The organism is Alteromonas sp., assembly GCF_984505615.1.
The window spans coordinates 1-14,177 of record NZ_CFHOXV010000044.1 but is presented as its reverse complement, the minus strand read 5'-3'; the positions used below and the strand labels follow the sequence as shown (position 1 = coordinate 14,177).

Below are 14,177 nucleotides of genomic sequence, written 5' to 3'. Positions count from 1 at the left end.
TCACCTCTTATCTCAGGAAAGCTTCATGCAGACCGCCGTCTACACTGATCACTTGCCCGGTTGTTTTGCTCAGTTGACCGGATACAAGAAGATAGGCCGCCTCGGCTTGATCATCCGGTGTGATAGGTTGTTTGGTTAACGTGCGCTGTGCATAGAATTGCGCCAGCTTGTTTCGTAATTCTTCCGTGCTTTCACTTTCATCATGAGCAATGTCGTACTTGGTCAGTGATGAAATCACGCGGTCTCTCGGGAACATGTTACTGCCCTGCACAACTGTTGCCGGTGCCAGTGCATTTACGTTGACCAGCGGTGACAAGGTAACCGCCAGTTCGCGAACCAGATGGTTTGCCGCAGCTTTACTGGTGTCGTACGCCAGAGAACCTTTCTTCGATACGGCTGCATTCACGCTGGTAGTCAGTACCAGTGCGCCTTTCAGGCCCTGCGCTTCCCAGATTTTCTGAGCCGTTGAGCCAACTACATAGCCGCCTTTCACATTCACGCCAAAGCTCAGGTCGAAGATTTGATCGTTCTTCGCCATGTCTGCGCCTTCTGCGATGAATACACCCGCAGTCACAATCACTTTATCCAGACCGCCATACGCCAGCAGTACCTGTGTGAACAACTCTTCCACGGTTTCACGTTTAGTGATGTCAGCCTGAAGTGCTACAGCCGGGCCACAGGCAGAAATCCCTGTACCGGCTACACCAATTCCCTGACCATACTTGTCGGTAAGTTCTTTCGCGGTGCGCTGTGCATTCTCAAGGTTAAGGTCTGCACACACTACGTGGGCACCTTCTTTAGCAACACGGTGCGCTGTCGCTTTACCGATACCGTCACCGGCACCAATCACTACAACCACATCGCGGGCCAGTGGCGCTTCTGCCGGCATACGCTGAAGTTTTGCTTCTTCTAACGCCCAGTATTCAATATCAAACGCTTCCTGAGCTGGCAGCGCGGTATATTCAGAAATCGCTTCTGCACCACGCATTACTTCAATAGCACAGTTATAGAATTCTGCAGTAACGCGGGATTCACTCTTGTTCTTGCCCCAGGCAATCATGCCTACACCCGGAATCAGTACAACAGTCGGGCTCGGGTCACGCATAGCCGGAGAATCTTCACGCTTACAGGCTTCGTAATATGCCGTGTAATCTTCACGATACTTTTCCAGACCAGCTTTAAACTTAGTGATCAGGGTATCGAAGTCGTCATTCTGCGGATCGAAATCAACGAACAGCGGCTTGATTTTGGTACGCAGGAAGTGGTCAGGACACGATGTACCTAACTCAGCCAGACGGGGCGCATCGACACTGTTTACGAAGCGCAGTGTGGCATCGTCAGTTTGAACAGTACCGATGAACTTCACTTTATTAGAAAGCAGACCACGGGCTACCGGTAAAAAGTCTTTTAACAGATCAGTACGGGCTGCATCGTCCAGAGACTGATACTTTTGACCACCAAAGGTCATTTCGCCTTTGTCATGCTCTTCAATGTAACGTGCAGCTGTTTCGATAACCCATAAAGAAGTTTCGTAACAACTTTTACTTTCAGATGACCAGTTGGTGTGACCGTGCTGACCTAACAGAATACCCCAGATGTCAGGGCTCGCAGCATAGGTGTCTTCACACAGTTTCGCCGCTTCCCAACCGGGACGCATCCACGGCACATAGGCCAGCTTGCCGCCCCAGATCACTTCAGTTAGTTCTTTCTGCGCCTTACAGGATGCAACGGAGATAACTGCATTCGGGTGCAGGTGATCAACGTGCTTTTCGTCAATCATTGAATGCAGAGGCGTATCAATCGACGAGGCCCGCGGATTCAGACAGAAGTTACAGTGCTTGAACATGCCGACCATGCGGTCTTCACCGGCAGACTTATAGCCTTTATCTGAATAGTCCTGATATACGCCGTCAAGTGCGTTCAGTTTGTCCTGGTATAAAGAAGAGAAGTTTTCTTTCTTTGATGTACGCAGGTCGCCACCGGAGCCTTTTACCCACAGCACTTCAGTTTCTTCACCGGTTAACGGATCTTTTTCCATTAACTTAGCCGAAGTATTACCGCCGCCTGTATTAGTAATACGCTGGTCTTCGCCCAGCTTGTTCGAGCGGTATACCAGGTTTTCTACGGGATCGAGTTTATCTGCAACCTCGTCTTCCCACAGATATTTAACGTGTTTGTATTCATCTGGCTGATAAGGCATTTATAGGCATCCTGTGAAGTTAATTAATTGAAACTGGTCTTTTGTGAGACTCATTAATTCATTAATGATTCAATATACATCCAATACAATCTTTGTCAATCATTTCCAATCACAATATAACAGAATTGTTACAAGTATTTTAAGGGTTGTATAAATCTTGAAACTTTGACAAAAACTTCCAACCCGTCCTGTTGCCTTGTCTCTAAACTGATCCGTAGTACACTTAAATGTGTGGTCAGAATTAAGCTATTCTGTGTCTTAACGCTTCGGGAGGATGGGTACTGCCCAATGTCAGCTTCGGTCACCATTTTGACGAATTCGTAAACCAACTCGTAGAGTCAGGTCGTTACAACTCTGTGAGCGAAGTAGTCTGTAGTGCTCTGAGACTTCTTGAGTTGCAGGAGAATCAAAACGTGAGTAATCACTTCATCGCAGAGGTTCAGAAGGGATTAGATCGCGGTAATGCCGGCACTTTAGATATGGCAGAAATTAAACAGATAGTCAGAGAAAGATATTCGCCTCTGGCCAGTAGATAGTTACATCATTGTTTATGAAAACTGCTCATCTTCTATAAGGGTGTTGAGAGTCTTTAACTCATCATTAGATTACACAAGACTTACAGAAGATCTAAATACTCCCCCTGAAACCTAATCGCAGGCCTCGACCACAATCACATTCACACCGAATTCGCGGATTTTATCCAGCGCTTCGGGTGCTGCATTGCTGTCGGTGATGACCGTATCGACTTCAGACAATCCGCAGAAAATCAGGTTACCTTTAACACCAATTTTACTGCTGTCAGCCAGTACGATGAGTTTATCGGCCCGCTTACGGAGTTTTTGCTCCGCCAGAATCAGCAGTGGATCGGTTTCCATTACGCCGAATTCACTGACACCGGGTGAACCCATGAACATTTTGCTGCCACGGTAGTTTTGTGTGGTGTCGTTTTCGAATGAGCTGAGAATGATACTTTGCTTGCGGTACACTTCCCCGCCGGGGAGCGTGACCTGATTCTGACTGTTTTCCAGTAACTCATGTGCAAGTACGAAGGAGTTCGTCAGAATGTTCATGCGTCTTTCGGCGAGAAACTCAGACATCATGAACGTGGATGTACCGCCATTGATGATGATAGATTCGCCGTCTTCACACATGTCAGTGGCCGCTTTGGCAATGAGTTGCTTAGTACTGGTATTGCGCTCTCTGTCCACAAGAAATGCATTACCGGAAAGACGGATATTAGACACGGTCTTACTGTCTAACACCTGCGCGCCGCCGCGAATTTTTTTAATTTTCTTCGCATCAGCCAGTTTGTTTAAGTCACGACGAATAGTCGCTTCAGACGAGTTAAGTTGCGCGCACAAGTCGCGCACACTCACAAAGGTGCTCTCATCAAGGATATCCAGAATGAGCTGGTGACGTTGCTTCTCCAGCATGGTGTTGCCTGTATAATTGTTATTCGTGTAAGCGATAATATAGTCACCTGTTCAAGCACAATCAATCAAAACACCAAGTTTTTGATTGAATATGATAGATTCATCCAATCGCGTTGTACCATTTTTCACGATAGGCATCCAACTTATCAAACGCAGCAGGCTCACAGGGCACTAAGTCCAGTTCAGCCGCAGCCTGTTTATCAAAGTGAATTAAACTCGCCGCGCCCATTACTGTTCCCGTGTTATCACGGGAGAGCATGACAGTCTGGCCCGGACGTAGCTGCGCGACTAACTGGCATAACATCGGGTTCTTCAGGAAAGCCCCTTCTATATATATTGTGCCGGTGGAATGTAGATCAGTTAACCGTTGATCAATCATCAGCGCACAGTACAGCGTCGCAATAGCCTGTGGAGCTGGCGGCGCATCCGGACAAAATTGTTTCGCAGTAAGGCCACCAAAGGGGCCATTCCCCTGACTGTAATCCGGCGTCACCATCCAGCCTTCATCCAGCGCCTGCTGAATATCCCCGGCTTCAGCACTCATGCGAATGTTGCCGCCCAGAGAAGTGCAGATGCTTTCGTATTCCCGTCCGCCCATGAATCGTGCGCAACTGACCGGGTTAGAGAAAATATCCACGTTGGCCAGGGTATCTTTGTAGCTGGCAAGTTTGCCGGTGTTACCGTTTGCCTGCATCAGAATGGTCCAGGTTCCGGTAGAAATCACGTTGAAGCTCTCGCCACTTTTCGCCAGTGACAAATAGCGCAGCAGGCTGGCATTGCTGTCGTGAATACCGGCAAAAATTTCGCACTGTTCAGATAATCCGGTTTCCTTTGCAACCTGTGCCGACACGGTGCCAAGACAATCCCATGCGTTTTTAAGTGCCGGCATTTTTTCCCGCCAGCCACACTTATCTATCAGCGAAGAATAGTCTTTTTTCTGAGGTTGCCACATATCGGTATGACATCCCAAAGATGTTACTTCTGCAGCCGGTGAGCCACCGAGACGCCAGGCCCAGTACTGCGGGTAAAGCAAAATGGTTGAGGCTGAGCCGAACGCTTCTTTATACTTCTGCTGTAACCAGAACAATTGTTTACCGAGGTTCAAACCTGCTGGCAATGCGGGTGACAAGGTTTCTGAAAAGTCAGGATGCACACTTTCATAGGCATCAGAGCAACTCTCTACGCCCTGATATTCATAATCTAAAACGGGCAGTGCCAGTTGATCCCCTTCAGGGGCGTTTGTATTTACTAACGCAGCCGTCGCGCCGTGAGTGGTGACAACAAAAGCGTTGATATCAGGCGTCAGTGTGCAGGAGCGTAAGGTTTCTGCCAGCCAGTTCCATATGCCTTCCACATCTGCCTGAGGATACATGCCGGCAATGGGCGCATTTTTACAGCTGAAGCTGGCGCATTCTTTACCGTTATCTACCAACAGCAATTTAATGTGGGTTTTGCCTATATCCAGAACGGCTTTAAGCATGATTTTTCTCCTGCATTTATTGTGTTCCGTCATATTGCTTTCGTCAGTGCTCAGGCCATTTTTAAGCCTTACTTTGAACGACAAAAGCGGAGTCTGCTGACTCCGCTTTCAGTTCATGCACTGAATTACATCTTCAGATTCAGTCCCAGATAAATCACCCGGCCCAGTGTTGAACCACTGATAAAGCCGTTTGCATCATCATAGTAAACTGCATCTTCGTCGAACAGGTTGTCTACGTTTACAGTAACAGATGCTTCTTCCACAAACTCATATTCGCCTAAATCGTACTTACCGAACAGATTTACTGTAGTGAGAGAGTCTGCTGAAGCAACCGCGTTTTCCCAGCCGTCGGTGTGAAGAATGCGAACGGTGCCCAGCATGTTTTCGTAAGTCGCACCTACCTGAGCTAGCAGGTTGTAGTCACCACGCTCATCGGTACCCTTTTCATCCTGATAAGCCGCGCCCTGTACAGGCTGGAATGTTCTGTCCAGTGTATAAGAACCGGCGACGCTGGCATTCACACTGCCAAAACTGGTTTGCCATTCTTTGGCGATGTCGAAATCGATACCTGACAGCTTAGTCGCCGTCATGTTATTGCGGCGGGCATCGAACAAAGCGTAAACTGAGTTGCCGTCAGCGTATAAGCTTTCTATAGACTGCCCATCAATGCGCATGCCGTCTGCCGCTGCCAGCGCTTCATCCAGTGTCGGGTTGATTGTGTAATAATCCGAGTACCCCTCTGTGCTGAACAGTGCACTGGGTGTATAGAAAGGCGCCAGACTGATTGCACTTGAATAGTCCACGTCGAAATACGTCATACTGACTTTAAAGTCGTCAGCGAACTCTGGTGTCCAGTCGAAACCTACGCTGTATGACTCAGATTCTTCAGGCTGCAGTCCGTCACTACCACCAGCAAGGATAATGGTGCCACGGAAGAAATCTGAATCAGCTGCATCCGGGGCCATGAAAGGACTGACACTCATTGTAATCGCACGGGTATCAACAGCTGCACCGGAATCTGCCAGACTCGGCGCCTGGAAGGACGTACCCCATTGTGCACGCAGACGTAAGTTGTCAGTAGGAGAATAATCCACACCAATCTTTGGATTAGTTGTACTGCCCACATCGTTGTAACTGTCGTAACGGATGGATGCAGTAAAATCGATAGTTCCGGCATCGATGTCATCCATCACCGGCACAACCACTTCACTGAAAACAGACTTCACGTTGCGTGACGCGGATGTTTCTGTCATTTGCAGAGCATCTGCTGCGCCACCGCCGAACGAAACGTCATAGTTTTGTTTAAAGTATTCAGTACCCACAGCCAGCATCACATCACCGGCCGGTAAGGAATAAATAGCACCATCCAGTGTAAGACGGATCTGATGGTGGGTTTGCTTGGCATCACCCAGAGTACCGTAGTAAGAAAGAATACTGCTCAGTACCGCAGGGTCTGTTGAAGCTACATCGTACGGGTTCAGCGCAGTAGATACATCCGTGCCGGCCAGCGCAGTAGCTACGGCAGTCGCATTAACGCCGGTTTCTTCACCGTGGGTTTCAGCCCAACCATAACTGTATGCAGCTTTCAGACGCCAGTAGTTCGGTAATTCTACGGTCAGTTCCGGCATGAAAGAAAACGCTTTAAAGTCGCTGCTGTTTTTCGCGCCGGGGCCAACTCCGTCAGAAAAATTGAAGTCGACAGTTTGTGAAGTTTCATCACCGATAGCAGTAAAATAAGGGTTGTCTGATGTAATTGTGCCTGAAGCACCCAGATCCGTTAACGCGTTGGTCGCATCGCCGGTAATATCCACGCCCCAGTCACTGTAGTACGTGTTCAGATTAAGAAAAACGTTGTCAGAAAACTCCTGCTCCAGAGCCAGGAAAATGGTGTCCTGCTTTTGCTCCGGGACATAAGAAATGCCATCGTTAGGATCACATAAGTTGCTGCCTTCGGTCAGCGTGTCCATGCGGTAACTGGTCCCGTTAGCCGTGATATTGCCCGGGCTGCACTGACGGGTACGATAGTCACCGCCGCCATTGCTTGTGCTGTCAGCAGTAATGAAATCACGGTCAGAACCCATCACATCACCGTTTTCCGCGTGATAGAAAGACAACATCGCCGCACCGGAATCCCATGAAGTACCGGCAGTCAGGTTAAGGGAACCTGCGGTATAACTGTCACCGAATCCACCTTCAAGGTTTACGGTCACACCATCTTTCGGACGCTGGGTGATAAAGTTAACCACCCCGGCAATGGCATCAGAACCGTAAATAGAAGAACCACCATCCATTACCACTTCTACCGTGCTTAATACTGAAGGAGGAATGGCCGCAGCATTTGGAACGGTTTGGATAATACCCGACCCCGGTAAACGTAAACCGTTCAGCAGTACCAGTGTCGTGCTACCACCACCGGTACCGATATCCCGCAATTTTGGCATCGGCATGCCCTGACCAATATCAGTCGCCATGGTCGGGCGGCTGTTGAAGGTGCTGGTCACTTGCGGAATTTGTGCAAGAAGTTCGTTACTGTCAGGCACACCAATTTCAGCGACATCTTCTTCTGAAATCCCTACAACATTAGTACCTACCGGTGTTGCACCGCGGATAAGGGTACCGGTTGCTGAACCACGAACTTCAATGGTTTCTACCATTGGATCCGGTTCAGATTGTGCAGACTCTGCTTCCTGTGCAACAGCACATTGAGAAAAAGAAGCAGTGATAAGTACCGCGAGTACAGAACGGCGGAAAACGGGTGTGGTTGTCAGTCCTGAAAATGAAGCCATTTTCAACTCCTTGCGTGGTTGTGTCAGTGATTTATCTAATTTTTGGCAGCGTGTTATTTTTATTAAAACTGCTCGATATTAATTAACATTGAGGCAACAAAGTACATCGACAATCATATACAGTCAATAACAATCACAAACAAATATAGTTAATACTTGCTATTGATAAAATTCATGGATAAAAAACAAGCAACTTTCTGCGAACTGACAGATCGACACAGAACTGGATGTAAAGTTGATGAAACATGCTTTGCAGCGCATCCAAAATGCGCTAATCACTTTACAGCGCACTACACCGGCGCGGATTATTCAGTCCGGTTGGTAACACTCACACGCCTCCAAAACCTTTCGTTTCCGGTGAGCCGCCGTTAACACATTGACAACATCTATATGCTTAGGGCAACATGCCAATCACTTTCAATCATAACGTTTCAGGAAAACTGACGATATATTCAGTTTCACCTGAACAGATTGCCATCAGGTATGTACCGGAGATTTGCATGCGCAAACTTATTCTCACCCTTGCTGTTGCAGCACCCGCCACGTTACTTTCAGCTTGCGGAGGAACTGGCAGCGTCGGAAGTGTTACGGATCAATTTGATCTTGCAGCACTGAAAACTGAGTATCGCACCCAACCCATTGGCATTGACGTCATTACGCCCCGTTTCAGTTGGCAGATGTCTGCTAAAGGCGGAGCAAAAGGTCTTAGCCAGTCTGCTTACCGCATCCGCGTGACAGATGAAAACGGCGCGCAGGTATGGGACTCCGGCAAACAAAACTCCTCAGAAGCACTGCATATTACCTATAAAGGCAAGCCTTTAAGCCCGCGTACACAGTACACCTGGCAGCTGACGGTATGGGACAGCGAAGGCGATGCGAGTGAAGCTACATCTACTTTTGAAACGGGCTTACTCGATACCTCTCTGAATGCCTGGAATGGCGCGACCTGGATTGGTGGCAATGACGACGCCCTCCCCCTGTATGGCGATTATCTGCCTCTCTTCCGTATCGGCGCAGATATCACCATTGCAGAAGGTGGCACAGCCGGCGGTATTGTTTATGCGGCTAATGACCCGAGAATGATGGATAAGTATAAGAACATCTATCAGGTAGAAAGCGGCGAAGACGAGAGTTATTTCAAGATTGAGCTGGACGTGGAAGGTGTTGAAAACGGTGAGCCGGCGACGCTGAACTTTTACCGTGCCGGTTACACGCCGGATGACAACGCAGATACGCCGGTTAAATCCTTCGATATTAAGCAATCATTGATCAATGCTTACAACCGTTTTAAACCTCACCACCTGCTTATCAACAATGAATTCGGCAATGTTACCGTTCAGTTAGATGGCAACCCTGCATTTTGGGTGGGTGCAGAATCTGAAGAAAAGTCAGGATTCCAGATGATGTTTCCGCCACTGGTTGAAGGGGCAACGGTACAGCTGAATCCTCTGGGTCACAACCACGACTACGTCACCTATGGCATGCTTAACGATATAGGTGTAGCGGCAGATGCTGGTACAACCGTCACAGTAAGCAACCTGACGGTGAGCAACATGCATACGCCGCACAGCGTGCTGTTTAATGGCGCTGAGCATGGCGCTGCATTCGCAGAAAAATCTGCGCAGATCAGCGATACTAAAGCAGGGATTACTTTCACCGGCTCTGATGACAGCCAGCTGGTTGTTGTTGATACCCAAAATAACGGTATGCCGCAGCTACGTACTGAGTTTGATGTGGCAGAAAAGGCCGTCAGCAAAGCCCGCTTGTATGTGACCGCCCGGGGCATTTACGAATACTACGTAAACGGTGAAAAGGTCAGTAACGATTATTACAACCCGGGCCTTACCCAGTACAACCTGACCCACCTTTATCAGTCTTATGATGTCACCAGTGCCATTCAAAAAGGTGAAAACGCCATGGGCGCACGGTTGGGCGAAGGTTGGTGGAGCGGTATGCTGGGCTTCGGCAACACCTGGAATGGATTTGGTGATCGACAGTCGTTGCTCGCGCAACTGGTCATTACCTATGAAGACGGTTCTGAGAGTATTGTGGTTACCCAACCGGGCAGCTGGCAGTTCAGCGACACGTCACCGGTAGTGTACGGCAGTTTGTCTATGGGTGAAGTGTACGATGCCCGAATCGCAGAAGCGCAGGCTGGCTGGGCGACCCCGTCGTTTGAAGGTGAATGGGAACCGGCAGTTGAAATTTCTCTTGAGGAAACAAAAGCGCAGAATGTGCAGCCAAATATGATGCGCCCTGCACAAACGCTGTCGTACGACAATATGAAGCTTATCGGGCAAATCGGCGAACCGGCCCGTGAATTTACCACCGTTCAGGCAAAAAGTGTGGAAGAGGTGCGACCCGGCGTGTTTGTCTACGACCTTGGACAAAATATCGTTGGCGTACCTCGTCTGCATTTCCAAGACGGTAAATCAGGTGAAGCCGTTACCGTGCGCTTTGCCGAAATGCTCTATCCGGACTTACCGGAATCAGGCCCGAACGTGGGCATGATCATGACAGAAAATTATCGTGCCGCACTCAGTCAGGATATCTATATCATGACAGACGGCGAACAAACCTTTGAGCCGCATTTCACATCTCACGGCTTCCAGTACATTGAAGTAACAGGCATTGAAAAACCTCTTCCCCTTGAAGCGGTTAACGGCGTTGTAGTGAGTTCTGTACAGGCGCTGACTGCCAGTTACGAATGTTCAGACGATAAGGTTAATCAGCTGTGGTCAAACCTGACATGGTCTAACGTAGATAACTTTCTGTCTGTACCGACTGACTGTCCCCAGCGGAACGAACGTATGGGCTGGTCCGGCGACATCAACGTATTTGCCCCCACCGCAACGTATGTGAGTGATGCCTCACAGTTTATGCGTCGCCATTTACAGGCAATGCGGGATACTCAGGCTGACAGTGGCCGGTATGCTGATGTCGCCCCGGTTGGCGGCGGCTTCGGTGGCGTGCTGTGGGGCGTAGCCGGTATCACCGTCGCGTGGGAAACCTACTTTCAATATGGTGATAAAGGCTTACTGGCTGAACACTACGCGTCCATGAATGAATACATGACATTCCTGCACGACTCCATCGACAGCGAAACCGGCTTAAGCACAGACTCAGGTTTAGGAGACTGGTTAGGCCCGCAGAACAATCAGTTAGGTGCAGATTATCTCGCTACGGCTTATCACATTTATGCGCTGGATATTATGGCGCAGGTAGCAGCGGTACTGGGCGATGATGCGCAGGCCCGCGAGTACCGCAATCAGTATGATGAACGCAAAGCCTTCTTCAACGACAAGTTTGTGAATGATGAAATGCAAACTGTTGGTCTGGTGGGTGGCCCAAGTATGTTTAATCCGGTGGCTCCACCAGCAGAATGGGCAGTTGCAGACACCCAAACCTCGTTTGCAGTTGGCCTGGCGATGAACGCATTCAACGAAGACAACGCAGCAGCGATGGCAGAGAAGCTCACCCGTTCGGTATCGTCACAAAACGTTGACGATGCAGGGAAAACCCGCCCGGCTTACTCTTTGATGACCGGCTTTATTGGTACTGCCTGGATCAGCAAAGCGCTGTCTGAGAATGGCTATACCGGTGATGCATACCGCTTATTGCTCAACGACCAGTATCCGTCGTGGTTGTATCCTATCGACCAGGGTGCAACAACAATTTGGGAACGCCTGAACGGTTACACAGTAGAAGACGGATTCGGTGGCAATAACAGCATGAACTCCTTCAACCACTATTCATTCGGTGCTATCGGTGAATGGTTAATCAGCCACTCAGGCGGTATTCAACGACTGAGCCCCGGTTTTAAAACCTTTGCGTTGAAGCCGGAGTTTGACCCGCAGAACGAAATTGACTGGGTAAAAGCTGAATATGATTCACCTTACGGAAAAATTTCGAGCCACTGGCAAGTAAAAGATGGTAAGTTTGACTACCGGGTAACCATTCCTGCTAACACGACAGCAACAATTTCGTTACCCGGCGCGCAGCAAGCATTGAAGATTGACGGCGAGAATGTGACAGCCAGTAAGTTCGTAACTAACGTTTCCCGTGCCGATGAAATGAACACCTTTTCTCTCGGCTCTGGTACTTACCAAATCACAGGCGCCGTTAACGAATAATTATCCGGTCAAGGACACGATTAATGAAAAAGCATACAGCAACATTGGGTAGTGCCTGCCTTATCACTACCGCTATGCTTACTGGTTGCGGCGAGAAACCCTCGCCTGCCCAAGTTGAGCAACCGAAGAAAGACGCCGCCCCTGTGAGTCAGGTGGCGGTTAAGACCACCAGCAAAGCGGTTATCGAACAGGACGGCCTGACTTTCCGTGATTTGAATGCCGATGGCAAACTTACCCCGTATGAAGACTGGCGTTTGCCGGTTGAAGAACGTGTGGCCGACCTGGTTGCACGCATGACGCTGGAAGAAAAAGCCGGTGAAATGGTGCACGGCACACTGCCTGGTAAAAATGGATTTGCCGGTTTTTCTCAGGACGGCTATGACATCGATGTCGCCACATCACTGTTCAAAGACAAACACATCGGCAGTTATATCAGCCGCCTGAACATGTCTCCGTCAGATCTGGCCGTCGAGAACAACAAAGTCCAGGCGCTGGCAGAAACCACCCGGTTGGGCATTCCTGCCATTATCAGTACCGACCCGCGCAACCACTTCCAGTACGTTTTAGGTGCTGCTGAGTCTACCGATGGTTTCACGCAGTGGCCTGAGCCTCTTGGTTTTGGTGCGCTGAACGACCCTGAAATTACCGAACAGTTTGGTGACATTACCCGTCAGGAATACCGTGCAACCGGTTTTACCATGGCGTTATCACCGCAGGCTGACTTAGCCACTGAACCCCGCTGGCCCCGTATCATTGCCACCTTCGGTAGCGATGCTGGTGAAGTGAGTAAGCAGGTTGGCGCGTATATTCGTGGTTTCCAGGGCAGTTCTGATGGCATCACGCCCGAAGGCGTATCAACTGTTACCAAACACTGGGTGGGTTACGGTGCAGCGGTAGAAGGTTTTGATGGCCATAACTATTACGGCCGCAATGCCCAACTGGACGATACCAGTTTTGAAGACCATATCCGCGCATTTGACGGAGCTTTCGAAGCCAAAACCACCGGCATTATGCCTGCGTATCCTATCTTACACGGCATCACTGTAGACGGTGAGCCGGTAGAAGCAGTAAGCCCGGGCTTCAACAAACAAATACTGCAAAACCTGCTGCGCGGCGATGCCGGCTTTAAAGGTGTTGTTGTTTCAGACTGGGCGGTAACCCGGGACTGTAGCGAAGAATGCAAGGCACCGACTAAACCACAAGGTGTGCGGGAAATTGCGACGCCGTGGGGTGTGGAAGACCTGACGATTCCTGAGCGTTTCGTGAAAGGTATTACCGCAGGTATCGACCAGTTCGGCGGTGAAGACCAGCCTGAAATCATCGTTAACGCGGTACATGAAGGCAAACTGACAGAAGCGCGTATCGATGAGTCGGCCACCCGTATTCTTACACTGAAGTTTGAGCTCGGTTTATTCGACAACCCCTACGTGGATGAAGCTACTGCAGCATCGAATGTGGGTAAACCGGAATGGCGTGCACTGGCACGGGAAGTTCAGGCTAAATCTCAGGTGCTGCTGAAAAATGCAGATAAGCTGCTGCCACTGGCTGACTCGATGAAGAAAGTATTCGTTGATGGCTTAAATGCAGAGGCACTTACCGCTCGTGGTTTTGAAGTTGTGACCGACCCGGCCCAGGCCGACTTTGCAATTTTCCGTTTCTCAACGCCAAGTGAAAAGCTGCATCCGAACCACTTCTTCGGCAGCCGCCAGAATGAAGGCCGCGTGTCATTCCGCGAAGATGATGAGAAATATCTGCAAATGCTGGCGGTCAGCCAGCAAGTGCCGACCATCTTATCTGTTTTCCTGGAACGCCCCATGATCATGGGTGAACTGAACAATACCGCAGGCGCTATTCTGGCTAACTTCGGTAGTGCAGACGATGCCGTGATCGACGTGCTTACCGGCAAGGTATCACCCACCGGCACCCTGCCGCTGGAACTGCCATCTTCTGATGAAGCCGTAGAAGCACAGAAACCCGGTTACGCAGACGACAGCGAAAACCCGCTGTACAAGCGCCGCGCTGGACTGACATTCTGATCCTGATGTTTAGGCGCTAATGAAAAAGGCAGTTTCGGCTGCCTTTGTTATTTTGTCATTTGTAAATAAGGCAGTAATCTACGAGAAGAGTAACCAGATCTTGTTTCTG

Annotated in this window: 7 protein-coding genes; 3 read left to right on the top strand and 4 right to left on the bottom strand. The window is 49.4% G+C overall.

The window, feature by feature from the left end; genetic code table 11:
- Positions 1–7 precede the first annotated feature (7 nt).
- On the bottom strand, positions 8–2,200 hold the full coding sequence (locus AC4PME_RS17735) for a bifunctional rhamnulose-1-phosphate aldolase/short-chain dehydrogenase (RefSeq protein ID WP_119499528.1): 2,193 nt from the start codon (positions 2,198–2,200) through the stop codon (positions 8–10).
- 248 nt (positions 2,201–2,448) lie between these two features.
- Between AC4PME_RS17735 and AC4PME_RS17730 the strand changes: the two genes are divergently transcribed.
- Complete coding sequence (locus AC4PME_RS17730; RefSeq protein ID WP_491044773.1) at positions 2,449–2,736, top strand: type II toxin-antitoxin system ParD family antitoxin; 288 nt, start codon at positions 2,449–2,451, stop codon at positions 2,734–2,736.
- A 111-nt stretch (positions 2,737–2,847) separates the two neighbouring features.
- On the opposite strand, the gene AC4PME_RS17725 is transcribed toward AC4PME_RS17730, so the two are convergent.
- The 3 genes from AC4PME_RS17725 to AC4PME_RS17715 all read right to left on the bottom strand — a co-directional run bounded on the left by AC4PME_RS17725 (position 2,848) and on the right by AC4PME_RS17715 (position 7,899).
- Positions 2,848–3,633, bottom strand: coding sequence for a DeoR/GlpR family DNA-binding transcription regulator (locus AC4PME_RS17725; protein ID WP_119499527.1), 786 nt, complete (start codon positions 3,631–3,633; stop codon positions 2,848–2,850).
- Between the two features lie 100 nt (positions 3,634–3,733).
- Positions 3,734–5,113, bottom strand: coding sequence for an FGGY-family carbohydrate kinase (locus AC4PME_RS17720; RefSeq protein ID WP_491044629.1), 1,380 nt, complete (start codon positions 5,111–5,113; stop codon positions 3,734–3,736).
- Between the two features lie 125 nt (positions 5,114–5,238).
- Positions 5,239–7,899 (bottom strand): TonB-dependent receptor plug domain-containing protein, encoded by a 2,661-nt coding sequence (locus AC4PME_RS17715; protein WP_491044628.1) that lies wholly within the window; start codon positions 7,897–7,899, stop codon positions 5,239–5,241.
- Positions 7,900–8,399: 500 nt separating this feature from the next.
- Here AC4PME_RS17715 and AC4PME_RS17710 point away from each other — a divergent pair, with 500 nt between their 5' ends.
- Together AC4PME_RS17710 and AC4PME_RS17705 are read left to right on the top strand one after the other, a co-directional pair.
- The gene (locus tag AC4PME_RS17710) at positions 8,400–12,032 is read left to right on the top strand and encodes a family 78 glycoside hydrolase catalytic domain (RefSeq protein WP_491044627.1); all 3,633 of its coding nucleotides are present in this window, start codon (positions 8,400–8,402) and stop codon (positions 12,030–12,032) included.
- Between the two features lie 23 nt (positions 12,033–12,055).
- Positions 12,056–14,068, top strand: a complete 2,013-nt coding sequence (locus tag AC4PME_RS17705) for a glycoside hydrolase family 3 protein (RefSeq protein ID WP_491044626.1) — start codon at positions 12,056–12,058, stop codon at positions 14,066–14,068.
- The last annotated feature ends 109 nt before the right edge of the window (positions 14,069–14,177 follow it).

What these genes read in the sequence shown, in the direction of transcription:
- AC4PME_RS17735 (WP_119499528.1), bottom strand. Translation starts at nt 2,200, where the DNA reads ATGCCTTATCAGCCAGATGAATACAAACACGTTAAATATCTGTGGGAA.
- AC4PME_RS17720 (WP_491044629.1), bottom strand. Translation starts at nt 5,113, where the DNA reads ATGCTTAAAGCCGTTCTGGATATAGGCAAAACCCACATTAAATTGCTG.
- AC4PME_RS17710 (WP_491044627.1), top strand. Translation starts at nt 8,400, where the DNA reads ATGCGCAAACTTATTCTCACCCTTGCTGTTGCAGCACCCGCCACGTTA.
- AC4PME_RS17725 (WP_119499527.1), bottom strand. Translation starts at nt 3,633, where the DNA reads ATGCTGGAGAAGCAACGTCACCAGCTCATTCTGGATATCCTTGATGAG.
- AC4PME_RS17705 (WP_491044626.1), top strand. Translation starts at nt 12,056, where the DNA reads ATGAAAAAGCATACAGCAACATTGGGTAGTGCCTGCCTTATCACTACC.
- AC4PME_RS17715 (WP_491044628.1), bottom strand. Translation starts at nt 7,899, where the DNA reads ATGGCTTCATTTTCAGGACTGACAACCACACCCGTTTTCCGCCGTTCT.